This window comes from Klebsiella sp. FDAARGOS_511, from assembly GCF_003812845.1.
Classification (GTDB): domain Bacteria; phylum Pseudomonadota; class Gammaproteobacteria; order Enterobacterales; family Enterobacteriaceae; genus Klebsiella; species Klebsiella grimontii.
This window is the reverse complement of sequence record NZ_CP033824.1, coordinates 4,848,089-4,860,795: the sequence shown is the minus strand read 5'-3', so window position 1 is coordinate 4,860,795 and position 12,707 is coordinate 4,848,089. Positions and strand designations below refer to the sequence as shown.

The following is a 12,707-nucleotide window of genomic DNA, read 5'->3' as shown; positions in this document are numbered from 1 at the left end:
GCCGCATCAGCGGCACACCAGAGTATTACGCCAGGCCAATAAAAAACCCGGCAATTGTTGCGCTCATTAAGTTTGACAGCGTTGCCGCAGCCAGCGCCCTCATCCCCAATTGGGCAATTTCAGACGCGCGCTGGGGTGCAATTGCCGAGAATGCGCCAACCACCACGCCAATAGAACCAAAGTTGGCGAAACCGCATAGCGCAAAAGAAATAATGGCGATAGTTTTCACATCCAGCGCTCCCGGCGTTTGCAGGAACGGCGAAAAGTTGAGGTAGGCTACGAACTCGTTAATCGCCAGCTTCTGGCCAATCAGGCTGCCCGCCAGCGTCGCATCACTCCAGTCAACGCCCATTAACCAGGCCAGCGGTGCAAGGATATAACCGAAAATCCCCTCCAGAGTCGCGTGACCAAAACCGAACCAACCGCCGATACCGCCAATCACGCCGTTGATCAGAGCGATAATTGCCACAAACGCCATCACTACCGTCGCCACGCCCACGGCAATTTTTACCCCAGCCATCGCGCCGCTAGCCGCGGCTTCAATAAAACTTTTCGGCGGAGTTTCGGTGAAGGAGAGGTTTTCGAAAGTCACCTGCGATACTTCAGTCGCCGGGCTGAGAAGGCGGGCAAACAGAATACCGCCGGGAATCGCCATCAGCGATGCCGCCAGCAGATAATCAATCGGCACGCCCAGCCCGGCATAGCCAATCATCGTCGACCCGGCGATTGAAGCCATCCCGCTGCAAATCGCGGTAAATAGCTCATTACGATTTAGCTTATTAATAAAGGGCTTAACGATCGCCGGGATCTCATTTTGCCCAAGGAAAATGGTGGTCACGGCAACAAACGACTCAATCTTGCTAATATTCAGCGCTTTCTGGAAAATTCCGCCAAGAGTTCGGATCAGTATTCCCATTACGCCAATATAATAAAGCAGGCTTACCAATGCGGTGATAAAAATAATGGCTGGCAATACCCGAAAAGCAAAAATAAAACCAGAACCATCGAATAAGAGATCCATTTTCGGCCCGACCAGCGAACCAAAAATAAATGCGCTACCGGCATCGCTGTAGGTCATCACTTTATGTACGCCGAAAGCCGCCTGCTCCGCCAACCATTTTCCTGGCGGAAAATAGAGCATAATACCACCAATAGCAATTTGCAGTACCAGCGCCGCGCCAGTCGTACGCAGACTAATTCTTTTTTTATTTACTGACAGCAGAAAAGCGATTGCCAGTAATACCACCATACCCAGAACACTTCTCATTATATCCATAATGATTATCTCTTGATGCCAGCAAACCCGGCATTACGCCAGGTTTTGGTATGTCTGATTTTATTACGGGCGACAGCTTACTGCCCGCCTGTTTCTATACCCAATGGATTTCAAGTTGCTTAGAGGCGGCAAGAGAGACAAATTCGTCTGGTACGAATTTGAACAGCCAAAGGCTGCCTTTGGTAAGGGACACGGATGTCCCTCATTAAAGCCCCAGGAGCTTACTCAAGTAAGTGTCTGGGGTGAACGAACGTAGCCAACAAAGAAGCCGCTTGAAAGACGACGGGTATATCAGGCGATGAGGGATATTCCGCACGCCTGGTACAAAACGAATTAGCGGTACATCCGCACGCACTCTTCGACTAAACCCCAAAACCAATCGGTATCAATAGTGATGCCGACTTTGGTATTCGGCGCTTTACCGAGTACGCCCAGTTCGTCGCAGACCGTACGGCCATAGCAGGGGCCGCTGTTAACATCTACCTCAACATACATGTCCTGTGTTTTGATGCCCTGAGGATTAATCAGATAGCCGATGCAGGTGGCATCATGCACCGGACCACCCGCTAAGCCGTAGTTTTCAAACTGCGTTTTGAGGGTGAAATTCATGATATCGCTAAACAACTGTCCCGCCGGACCGCCGGCTTTTTCCATGCGTGCAATAACATCAGCGGTGCAGACCGTCTGATTAGTCAAATCGAGACCCATCATGACCAGAGGGACACCCGAGCTGAATATCACGCGAGCGGCTTCAGGGTCGGCATAAATATTAAACTCTGCCGATGGCGTAAAGTTTCCGGTACCATAAGCACCGCCCATTAATACAATCTCGCGAATTTTCGGCAGGATTTTCGGCTGCATTCGCATGGCGACGGCTATATTGGTCAGTGGGCCAACGGGCACCAGCGTGATGTCACCCTCACTAGCCATGAGGGTGTCAATAATATATTTAACTGCATGCGTTTCTTCTGCCTGACGAGTTAACGATGAAAATACCGGCCCATCCAATCCGGTTTCACCATGAATATTATCAGCGACAATTTGCTGACGCATAATTGGCTGTGGCATCCCGGCATAAATCGGCACATTGACATCTAAATGTTGGCAAACATTTAATCCATTGACTAACGTTTTATCCAGCGTTTGGTTACCCGCAACAATCGTTATTCCTAATAAATCAATTGCCGGATGTCTGGCCGCCATCATTATCGCAATAGCATCATCGTGACCTGGATCGCAGTCGAGTATAATTTTTCTTTTTTCCATTTTTATTCCCTCTTTTCGCTTTTACGCCATTTTTATGTTATTACAGCAGGATTAAACAGGTATCGGATTAACGTTTGCAGCATACCAGGCGAAAACTGATACTGAATATGAGAAATCTCATACCGGGAAGCGACCGTGAAAGAAATCCAAAATGAAAATCTCAAGCAGCAATTGATAAGCGACTCGGGGTACCTGGAAAAATTTTCCGTCGATGTTGTGCGGGATACACGATTGTTCCACGCTGTGGCAGGGGATTATATTGTTAAAGAGGGGGCTCAACCCGCGCACCTTTTTTACCTCGCACGCGGCCGGGCTAAGCTTTACACCACATCAGCTAATGGTCGGGTCTCGCTGATCGACTTCTTTGGCGCACCCTGCTTTATCGGCGAGATAGAACTCATTGATAAACATCACGATCCGCGTGGCGTTCAGGCCATCGAAGCGTGCTGGTGCCTGGCGCTGCCCATCGCTTCATTCCGCCCTTTGTTGCTGAATGACGTCATTTTCCTGCGTAATCTCTGTATCGCGTTAAGCCAAAAAAACTACCGTAACATCGTGTCGCTCACCCAAAATCAATCTTTTCCACTGGTGAATCGTCTGGCAGCATTTATTTTATTAACTCAGCATTGTGATATTTATCACGAAAAACATACCCCGGCGGCGGAATATATGGGAGTGTCGTATCGTCATTTATTATATGTGATCGCACAATTCTGTCAGGAAGGCCTGCTGGTTAAACAGAAATCCGGCTACGCTCTTGGTAATAAGAAGAAACTGATCGCCCTCGCGCGGGAGATGGATCCTGAGCATAATTTTTCTGATTTATTGCATTAAGCTTTTACAAAATTTATAACCTAAATAATTCAAGTTTAAGGAGGCGTGAGCGAGTGAAGCCAACGCACATGCCACTTGAAGTATGACGGGTAAATGCACTACGCAGAGGTGCTCTGTTCAAGATGAAGCAGCCAGGTCATGGCGTCTTCGCGATTGGAGGCGCACATTTCCGCTTCCGGCTTCAGGCTGGCGCACACTTTCGGCCTAAACGGCGAGCCAAAAATAGCGCAGAGATTATTTTGCGATAGCTGCACGCAGCGGGTGTTTGCCGGCTTGCCTTGCGGCATGCCCGGGATAGGGCTGGAGATAGAAGGAGCGATACAGCAAGCTCCGCATTCAGGGCGGCATTCCATAATCGACTCTTCCGATAACGCTTTTAGCAGTCCAGCCTAAACGTTTTACCTGAAGATAGCAAAACAGACGAATTCCACTTGCCTGAAAGGCCCGGCGCGAGTAGTTTTACGCGATATTTTCGACCCTTTAAGTGACAGGATTACTGCAATGCCAAGAGCGAATGAAATTAAAAAAGGTATGGTGCTGAATTACAACGGCAAACTGCTGATTGTTAAAAACATTGATATTCAGTCACCCAGCGCCCGCGGCGCAGCGACGCTGTACAAAATGCGTTTCTCCGATGTACGCACCGGCCTGAAAGTGGAAGAACGCTTCAAAGGCGACGATATCGTTGATACCGTCACCCTGACCCGCCGCTTCGTTGACTTCTCCTATATCGATGGCAACGAATACGTCTTTATGGATAAAGAAGATTACACCCCGTATATCTTTACCAAAGAGCAAATCGAAGAAGAGCTGCTGTTTATGCCGGAAGGCGGCATGCCGGATATGCAGGTTCTGACCTGGGACGGCCAGCTGCTGGCGCTAGAGCTGCCGCAGACCGTGGATCTGGAAATCGTTGAGACGGCGCCAGGTATTAAAGGCGCATCCGCTAGCGCCCGTAACAAACCGGCGACGCTGAGCACCGGCCTTGTTGTTCAGGTGCCTGAATACCTGAGCGCGGGCGAGCGCATTCGTATCCATATCGAAGAGAGCCGCTATATGGGCCGCGCGGACTAAACTCTGCGTTTGCAACATCATAAAGGGCAGCCAGCGGCTGTCCTTTTTTTCGCACCTTTTCCGCAGCGCCTGGCCCTCTCTCTGCTGGCAACGTTGCTCTCCCTTCACTCGCTGCAAAGTTGTTATACCAAAAGTAATTAAACTATCGCTCCTCTCCTCCATTAAGCGCGCCCACTTTTCAGAACAGCCGGGTATGCAGCTAACAATTGATGATCGAGCTCACATTAAGCGGATAAATAAGGCTCACCAATTTAATTTGTTGTCATATAACTTTACACTGGGAATGTTAATTATCCGTTAATCAGGTGTGTTAAGAATGACTACCATTGCTACGGCTACGCTGCCGGAAGGCGTACAGCTCCCTCAATATGACCGCAGCCAGCTGCGTTCGCGTATTGTGCATTTTGGTTTCGGCGCGTTTCATCGCGCGCACCAGGCGCTCCTCACCGATCGGGTGCTTAACGCCGGCGGCGGGGACTGGGGGATTTGTGAGATCAGTCTGTTCAGCGGCGATCGGCTGATGAGCCAGCTTCGCCAGCAGAACCACCTGTTTACCGTGCTGGAAAAAGGCGCCGAGGGCAATCAGCCAATCGTGGTCGGCGCCGTCCATGAATGCCTGAACGCAAAACTGGATTCGCTGGCCGCGATTATTGAGAAATTTTGCGAACCACAGGTCGCCATCGTCTCTCTGACCATCACCGAGAAAGGCTACTGCATCGATCCGGCCAGCGGCCTGCTGGACATGACGCAGCCGCGCATTATCCACGATCTGCAAAACCCGACGCTGCCGCAATCGGTTCCCGGCATTCTGGTCGAAGCGTTATCGCGCCGCCGTCAGCGTGAACTACCGCCGTTTACCGTCCTCTCCTGCGATAACATCCCCAACAACGGGCATGTGGTGAAAAACGCCGTGCTGGGAATGGCAGAAAAACGGAGCCCGGAGCTGGCGCAGTGGATCGCCGAGCGCGTCAGTTTTCCCGGCACCATGGTTGACCGTATTGTGCCAGCCGCCACCGATGAATCGCTGGCGGAAATTAGCGCCGCGTTGGGCGTAGAAGACCCCTGCGCTATCAGCTGCGAACCCTTCATTCAATGGGTCATCGAAGATAACTTCGTTGCCGGACGCCCGGCCTGGGAAACCGCGGGCGTCCAGATGACCGATGACGTCCTGCCGTGGGAACAGATGAAACTGCGGATGCTCAACGGCAGCCACTCGTTCCTCGCCTGGCTTGGCTATCTGACAGGTCATGCGCATATTAGCGACTGCATGCAGGATCCGATTTTCCGCAGCGCCGCATACCGCCTGATGCTTGACGAACAGGCGCCGACCTTATCTATTCAGGACGTGGATCTGACGGCGTATGCTGACAGCCTGATCGAACGCTTCAGCAACCCGGCGCTGAAGCATCGCACCTGGCAAATCGCCATGGACGGCAGCCAGAAGCTGCCGCAACGTATGCTTGACGGTATTCGCGTCCACCTTACGCAAGGCAGCCGCTGGCCGCTCCTGGCGCTCGGCGTCGCGGGCTGGATGCGCTACGTCAGCGGTATTGATGATGGCGGAAATGCCATTGATATTCGCGATCCGCTGGCCGATAAGATACAGAAACTGGTCTCCGCCAGCGATGAACACCAGCGCGTAGCGGCCCTGCTTACGCTTGAGGAGATCTTCGGTCACGACCTGCCGCAGGATCCGCAGTTTGTTGCTCACATCACCGCCGCATGGCATCAGCTTGCCGCCTTTGGTGCGCGTCAGGCGATTGCCGCCACGCTGAACGCTTAACAATAACTGCCTTTTAGCGGACAGAGTCCCCTTCTGTCCGCGCTAAGACTTCTCTTTTTCGCTTTTTTTCGTCAGGATAGGCGTAACTGTTACAACATTACATTTATCCTGGAGAAAAAGTGACCAAAACCAACATGATCACGGGGTTTCTCGGCAGCGGTAAAACCACGACGATTTTGCATCTGCTGGCCAATAAGCCCGCGGATGAAAAATGGGCCGTGCTGGTCAACGAGTTTGGTGAAGTGGGTATTGACGGCGCGCTGCTGGCGGAAAGCGGCGCGCTGCTCAAAGAGATCCCCGGCGGCTGCATGTGCTGTGTAAACGGCCTGCCGATGCAAGTCGGGCTTAATACCCTGCTACGCCAGGGCAAACCCGATCGCCTGCTGATAGAACCCACCGGGCTGGGCCATCCTAAACAGATCCTCGATATGCTGACCGCCGCGGTATACGAGCCGTGGATCGACCTGCGCGCCACCTTGTGCGTGCTGGACCCGCGCCAGTTGCTTGACGAAAAAGCGGTGACCAACGACAACTTTCGCGACCAGCTGGCGGCCGCTGACGTTATTATCAGCAATAAAGCCGACCGCTCGACGGAGGAAAGTCAACGCGCCTTTGCCGCATGGTGGCAGGCCTACGCGGGCGATCGCCGGTTCGTCAGCGCCACGCGGGGCAATATCGACCCGATGCTGCTTGATTTACCGCGCCGCAATATTGCGCCGCTCCCCGCCAGCGCCGAACACGCGCACGGCCACGGGCAGAAACAAGGCCTTGCGGCATTTAGCCTCCCCGCCCATCAGCGCTGGCGTCGCAGCCTGAATAGCGGTCAGGGCTATCACGCCTGCGGCTGGATTTTTGACGCTGAAACCGTTTTCGACACCGTTGCCCTGCTCGAATGGGCGCGCCTGGCGCCGGTCGGGCGCGTCAAAGGCGTGATGCGCATTGCGGAGGGGCTGGTAAGGATCAATCGCCAACAGCTTGATCTGCATATTGAGACGCAGAACGTCTCCCCTCCCGACAGCCGCATCGAGCTGATTGCCGATACCGAGACCGACTGGAATGCACTGCAGGCCTCCTTGTTGAGGATTCGTTTAAGTTAAGACGGCTATGGTTGCCGTCGTTTACCCAATACACGATAGTTATGATTAAAAATCGAATTCCCCTTATTCTGCTGCTGAACGCGGCGGGTATAGCGCTTTTTTGTTCATGGTACCTTCCCGTTAACCATGGTTTCTGGAATCCGCTGGACTCGGCGATCTTCTATTTCTTTAATCACCTGGTTGGCGTGAGCACCGCCTATACCTGGCTGCTGGCGATTATCAATAACCGTGCCTTTGACGCCTGCTCGCTACTGGCGATGGGCAGCCTGATGCTGAGCTTCTGGTTTAAAGAGCAGAGCGCCGGACGCCGGCGGGTGATTATCATCGGCCTGGTGATGCTGCTGGCTGCCGTCATTATCAATCAGCTGGCCCAGCACCTGATGCCGGTTAAGCGCGCCAGCCCTTCGCTCTCTTTTACCGACATCACCAAAGTGAGCGATGTGATCTCATTCCCCACCAAAGATGCTTCAAAAGACAGTTTCCCGGGCGATCACGGGATGATGCTGCTGATATTTGCGTCATTTATGTGGCGTTATTTTGGCCGCCGGGCGTTTGCTATCGCGCTGGTAATATTCGTGGTGTTCGCTTTCCCACGCGTGATGATTGGCGCCCACTGGTTTACCGATATTGCCGTCGGCTCATTAACGGCAGTGCTCATAGGCGCCCCCTGGGTATTGATGACCTCATTGAGCGATAATGTTATTGCCTTATTTGAGCGCCACCTTCCGGGTAGAAAAGCAAAAATTTAAATCTATCTTTACAATTAATTAATATCATTCATAAGGGATCGTTCTGGGTCCCTTTTTTTGCCCTCGCCTGTTTTCTCATCCTGCATCATCTTTCTGTCATATTAATCATCTTAAAAATGAGTAAATTGCGTATTTTTTACCCATCACTGCCGCTATTTTGTCCTTTGCCGATGATTCACTTTTTGTCGCAAAAATACTTATAAGAAAATGCGTAAAACCGCTCGCCATCCCCCGGTTGATCGGGTAACCTCAATCTCGTTTTGCCTCGTCAGCGACATCAATTCAAAGAATGAATAAATTTGTGCGTGACTCCACAGTTTTATGCTTACGGAATTGTCTCATTGCGACCAGGTAATTAGGCTCTAACACGTTTGGCATTTTTTATAACGACATTGTCGTTAAGGACAACAAGGGATAACACACAGCATGGTCAAATCTCAGCCGATTTTGAGATATATCTTGCGGGTCGCCCCCGCGATTGCAGTTGCGGTTCTGCTTTCCGCGTGTAGTTCAAATAGTACCGCCAGAAATATGCATTCTGAGACGCTTGCTGTGGGTAGTGGCGATTTATCATCACTGCAAGCCTCTCAGGATGAATTTGAAACGATGGTCCGCAACCTGGACGTCAAGTCCCGCTTGATGGATCAGTATGCCAGCTGGAAGGGCGTGCGTTACCGCCTCGGCGGCAGCACCCGTAAAGGCATCGATTGTTCCGCCTTTGTGCAACGGACTTTTCGTGAACAGTTTGGCCTGGAACTGCCCCGCTCCACTTCAGAGCAGCAGGATTCTGGAAAATCGATCAGCCGCGCCCAGCTGCGTACCGGTGATTTAGTCCTGTTCCGCGCCGGCTCCACGGGCCGCCACGTTGGCATCTATATCGGCAACAATCAGTTTGTTCATGCATCCACCAGCAGCGGTGTGACCATTTCAAGCATGGATGAACCGTACTGGAAAAAGCGCTATAACGAAGCGCGACGCGTTCTGAGTCGTTCGTAATCGTCTTCTACCGTTGGTTAATCCCTTGGCCAACGGTAGAAACAAAAAAACACTGCCGAGGCGGTGTTTTTTTTTGCTCGCCAGCCAATAAACTTCGTAAAATAAGCTATGTCTTTAAGCAGGGATAGAAAAAACGTTTTCTATCAGCCCTTTGGCGCACATCAACAATACGGACTGACTATATAGCCTATGCCTACCCGTCACCTCGCTCCCCGGCGAAAAATCTGGCTGACAAGTATATGTATTGGAATAGCCGTCGCCCTGCTGGCCGGTAGCATCCAGTTTATGGTGATTTATCACAACCGGGCGGAGCGTTTCGACGCCATTATTAACAACGTCCATACCTATCTGCAGGACTATTTTCACGATTTAAATCAGACTATCCACGACCTGCAGCCGCTGGTCGATGAGCCATGTGAGAACGTCGCCTCAGGCTTAACCGCCCATGCGGCCTTCAGCCCAAACGTCCGCGCTGTCCTGCTGGTCAAAAATGGCCTCGCGTTTTGTTCCTCCGCTACAGGCGTCATGAGTACGCCCTTAACCCAGCTCATACCGCAGCTTGATGTAACGCAAGCGGTCGATATGGCGATTCTGCCCGGGACGCCAATGATGCCCAAAAGCGCAGCGCTGGCGTTGTGGGTCCGTAGCCCCCACGGTGGGAAAGACGGTATTTTTGTCTCGATTAATGCCAACCTGACGCCCTATATCCTCTATTCAGCGCGACAGAATGATTTCAGCGGCCTGGCGCTGGCTATTAAGGACGTCGCCATTTCCACCTTCAGTAACCAACTCATCGACCCGCAGACCCTGATCTCGCCACCCATTCGCCAGACGCAAATTGACGGCCTGCCGCTGAAAGTCTATCTCTACGCCAACAGCTGGCTGGCGGAGAATACGCAGTTTGCTCTGCTGTTGGGCGTCGTTTGCGGACTGTTGGCCGGGCTTTTAAGCTACTACGTCCTCACCATTAAGTCGGACCCGCGCAAAGAGCTTCTACTGGCCATCAAAAACGATCAGTTCTACGTGGTCTATCAACCGGTGGTGAGGTCAGAGACGCTACAAATTAGCGGCATTGAGGTGTTGATGCGCTGGCGGCATCCGGTGGCCGGCGAGATCCCTCCCGATGTCTTTATCAACCTTGCGGAAACCCAGCAGATCATCATTCCGCTTACCCGCCATCTCTTAACCTTGATTGCGCAGGATGCGCCTGTTCTGCAAACGCTCCTGCCCGCCGGGAGCAAGCTGGGGATCAATATTTCCCCCATGCATCTACACGCCGGGAGCTTTCAGCAGGATCTGCAGCGATTCACCGCCGCCATGCCGGCCGACCATTTTAGCGTGGTGCTGGAAATCACCGAGCGCGCGATGATCGATAAAAATCGTTCCTTAGAAAACTTCGACTGGCTGCACGAGCAGGGTTTTGAAATCGCGATTGATGATTTCGGTACCGGCCATAGCGCGCTAATTTATCTGGAACGCTATAACTTTGATTACCTGAAAATAGACCGCGGCTTCGTACAGGCTATCGGCACGGAGACCGTGACCTCGCCGGTGCTGGACGCCGTTATCACCCTAAGCCGCCGGCTGAAGCTCACCACCGTCGCCGAAGGCGTGGAAACGCAGGAGCAGGCGGAATGGCTGCGCGATCATGGGGTAAATTATTTGCAGGGATACTGGTTAAGCCGACCGCTGACGCTGGAAGCGCTGATCGCCGCCCATGATGAACCGGCGAAATATTTCACAACCCGCTAAGTGTCCTTTATTATTTGCTATCAGAGGTCAGGCCGTTTCAGGCCCGGCATGGGAGGACGATATCCTGGTTATTTTTGCGCGCATCAGCCTGATACTGCTGACCTTATTTAGCCTGCACAGCCAGGCGCAAACCATTAAAGAGAGCGACAGGTTCGCGATTATCGGCGAGCCGAAATACGCCGCAGGCTTCACCCATTACGATTATGCCAATCCCGCCGCGCCTAAAGGCGGCGCAATTACCCTCGCCGCCATCGGCACCTTTGATAATTTCAACCGCTACGCCATGCGCGGCAACCCGGGTATTCGTACCGAAAGTTTATACGATACGCTCTTCACCACCTCTGACGATGAGCCCGGCAGCTACTATCCGCTGATTGCCGAGCATGCGCGCTATGCCGATGATTTTTCATGGATGGAGATTACGCTCAATCCGCGCGCCCGCTATCACGACGGCAGCCCCATCACCGCCGCCGATGTTGCGTTTACCTTCCAGAAGTTTATGACCGAAGGGGTACCGCAGTTTCGCCTCTATTATAAAGGCACCACGGTAAAAGCCATCGCTCCACTCACCGTCCGCATTGATTTAGCCAAACCGGGCAAAGAGAACATGCTTAGCCTGATGACGCTGCCCGTTATGCCGGAAAAATACTGGCAGCACCATAAGCTTAGCGATCCACTCTCTGCGCCACCGCTGGCCAGTGGTCCGTATCGCATCACTGCCTGGCGCATGGGCCAGTACATTACCTACTCGCGGGTAAAGGACTACTGGGCCGCCGACTTACCGGTCAACCGCGGACGCTGGAATTTCGATACGCTGCGCTACGACTATTACCTGGACGACAACGTTGCTTTCGAAGCCTTTAAGGCCGGCGCCGTTGACCGTCGCGAAGAGAACGTTGCCAAAAACTGGGCTACTCGTTACGTCGGGCGCAATTTTACCCACGGCTATATCGTAAAAGACGAATACACCAACACCTCGGCGCAGAACACGCAATGGCTGGCGTTTAATATTCAGCGCCCGGTATTTTCCGACCGCCGGGTACGCGAAGCCATTACCCTCGCTTTTGATTTTGAATGGATGAATAAGGCGCTGTTTTATCGCTCCTACAGCCGCGCCAACAGCTTCTTTCAGAATACCGAATATGCGGCGCGCGATTATCCAGATGCCGACGAGCTCGCCCTGCTGACGCCGCTGAAAAAAGAGATCCCGGCTGAAGTCTTCACGCAGATATACCGGCCGCCGGTTTCCAGCGGCGACGGTTTTGCGCGAGAGAATTTACTCAAAGCCGATGCCATCCTCAACCAGGCGGGATGGATAGTGAAAAACCAGCAGCGGGTAAACGCGCAGAGCGGCAAACCGTTACGCTTTGAGCTGCTGCTCCCCTCTGGCAGTAGCGATCGCTGGGTCCTGCCCTTCCAGCACAACCTCCAGCGGCTCGGCATCGTCATGGATATTCGCCAGGTCGACAACTCCCAATACAGTAACCGCAAGCGCAGCCGGGATTACGACATGATGCCTAACGTCTGGCGCGCCACCCCCTGGCCCGGCACCGACCTGCAAGTCTCCTGGGACTCCGAATATATAAACTCCAGCTACAACGCCTCAGGAGTACAAAACCCGGCCGTCGACCGGCTCATCGCGCAGATTATTCGCTGGCAGGGTAATAAAGAAAAGCTGCTGCCGCTGGGCCGGGCTCTCGACCGCGTGCTGACCTGGAACTATTACATGCTGCCGATGTGGTATATGGCGCAGGACCGAACCGCTTACTGGGACAAATTCTCCTTCCCGCAGACCCGCGCGGTCTACTCCTCCGGTTTCGAAAACTGGTGGTACGACGCAAGCAAAGCGGCCAGACTCCCCGCGGACAGACGCTAAGGAA

General features: G+C 52.9%; 11 protein-coding genes. 8 read left to right on the top strand and 3 right to left on the bottom strand.

Features of this window, described 5'->3' with window-relative positions:
• Nucleotides 1-25: 25 nt before the first annotated feature.
• Nucleotides 26-1,276, bottom strand: coding sequence for a NupC/NupG family nucleoside CNT transporter (locus EGY08_RS24620; RefSeq protein WP_004122903.1), 1,251 nt, complete (start codon nucleotides 1,274-1,276; stop codon nucleotides 26-28).
• Nucleotides 1,277-1,609: 333 nt separating this feature from the next.
• Nucleotides 1,610-2,542: a ribosylpyrimidine nucleosidase gene (rihB, locus tag EGY08_RS24615; protein WP_123829072.1), complete on the bottom strand. Its 933-nt coding sequence runs from the start codon at nucleotides 2,540-2,542 to the stop codon at nucleotides 1,610-1,612.
• 135 nt (nucleotides 2,543-2,677) lie between these two features.
• Between rihB and EGY08_RS24610 the strand changes: the two genes are divergently transcribed.
• Nucleotides 2,678-3,376 carry a transcriptional regulator YeiL gene (locus EGY08_RS24610; protein WP_004122908.1) on the top strand — a complete coding sequence of 233 codons (699 nt, stop codon included), beginning with the start codon at nucleotides 2,678-2,680 and terminating at the stop codon, nucleotides 3,374-3,376.
• A 98-nt stretch (nucleotides 3,377-3,474) separates the two neighbouring features.
• Here the strand turns inward: EGY08_RS24610 and EGY08_RS24605 are convergent, their stop codons facing one another.
• Nucleotides 3,475-3,729 carry a YkgJ family cysteine cluster protein gene (locus tag EGY08_RS24605; protein ID WP_123829071.1) on the bottom strand — a complete coding sequence of 85 codons (255 nt, stop codon included), beginning with the start codon at nucleotides 3,727-3,729 and terminating at the stop codon, nucleotides 3,475-3,477.
• A gap of 148 nt (nucleotides 3,730-3,877) precedes the next feature.
• Here EGY08_RS24605 and yeiP point away from each other — a divergent pair, with 148 nt between their 5' ends.
• The 7 genes from yeiP to EGY08_RS24570 all read left to right on the top strand — a co-directional run bounded on the left by yeiP (nucleotide 3,878) and on the right by EGY08_RS24570 (nucleotide 12,703).
• Nucleotides 3,878-4,450, top strand: coding sequence for an elongation factor P-like protein YeiP (gene yeiP, locus EGY08_RS24600; RefSeq protein WP_004122911.1), 573 nt, complete (start codon nucleotides 3,878-3,880; stop codon nucleotides 4,448-4,450).
• 316 nt (nucleotides 4,451-4,766) lie between these two features.
• Nucleotides 4,767-6,233 (top strand): mannitol dehydrogenase family protein, encoded by a 1,467-nt coding sequence (locus tag EGY08_RS24595; protein WP_087829139.1) that lies wholly within the window; start codon nucleotides 4,767-4,769, stop codon nucleotides 6,231-6,233.
• A 119-nt stretch (nucleotides 6,234-6,352) separates the two neighbouring features.
• Nucleotides 6,353-7,330, top strand: coding sequence for a CobW family GTP-binding protein (locus EGY08_RS24590; RefSeq protein ID WP_123829070.1), 978 nt, complete (start codon nucleotides 6,353-6,355; stop codon nucleotides 7,328-7,330).
• Nucleotides 7,331-7,365: 35 nt separating this feature from the next.
• Entirely contained in the window at nucleotides 7,366-8,079 is a 714-nt protein-coding gene (locus EGY08_RS24585) for a phosphatase PAP2 family protein (protein ID WP_170100815.1), read from the top strand.
• A gap of 426 nt (nucleotides 8,080-8,505) precedes the next feature.
• Nucleotides 8,506-9,075, top strand: a complete 570-nt coding sequence (gene mepS, locus EGY08_RS24580; protein WP_004122922.1) for a bifunctional murein DD-endopeptidase/murein LD-carboxypeptidase — start codon at nucleotides 8,506-8,508, stop codon at nucleotides 9,073-9,075.
• A gap of 189 nt (nucleotides 9,076-9,264) precedes the next feature.
• Nucleotides 9,265-10,827: a cyclic di-GMP phosphodiesterase gene (locus tag EGY08_RS24575; RefSeq protein ID WP_004122925.1), complete on the top strand. Its 1,563-nt coding sequence runs from the start codon at nucleotides 9,265-9,267 to the stop codon at nucleotides 10,825-10,827.
• Between the two features lie 70 nt (nucleotides 10,828-10,897).
• Complete coding sequence (locus EGY08_RS24570) at nucleotides 10,898-12,703, top strand: extracellular solute-binding protein (RefSeq protein ID WP_032742169.1); 1,806 nt, start codon at nucleotides 10,898-10,900, stop codon at nucleotides 12,701-12,703.
• Nucleotides 12,704-12,707: the final 4 nt, after the last annotated feature.

Coding starts and splice junctions, on each gene's coding strand:
- rihB (WP_123829072.1), bottom strand. CDS start 2,542: ATGGAAAAAAGAAAAATTATACTCGACTGCGATCCAGGTCACGATGAT.
- EGY08_RS24620 (WP_004122903.1), bottom strand. CDS start 1,276: ATGGATATAATGAGAAGTGTTCTGGGTATGGTGGTATTACTGGCAATC.
- yeiP (WP_004122911.1), top strand. CDS start 3,878: ATGCCAAGAGCGAATGAAATTAAAAAAGGTATGGTGCTGAATTACAAC.
- EGY08_RS24595 (WP_087829139.1), top strand. CDS start 4,767: ATGACTACCATTGCTACGGCTACGCTGCCGGAAGGCGTACAGCTCCCT.
- EGY08_RS24575 (WP_004122925.1), top strand. CDS start 9,265: ATGCCTACCCGTCACCTCGCTCCCCGGCGAAAAATCTGGCTGACAAGT.
- mepS (WP_004122922.1), top strand. CDS start 8,506: ATGGTCAAATCTCAGCCGATTTTGAGATATATCTTGCGGGTCGCCCCC.
- EGY08_RS24605 (WP_123829071.1), bottom strand. CDS start 3,729: ATGGAATGCCGCCCTGAATGCGGAGCTTGCTGTATCGCTCCTTCTATC.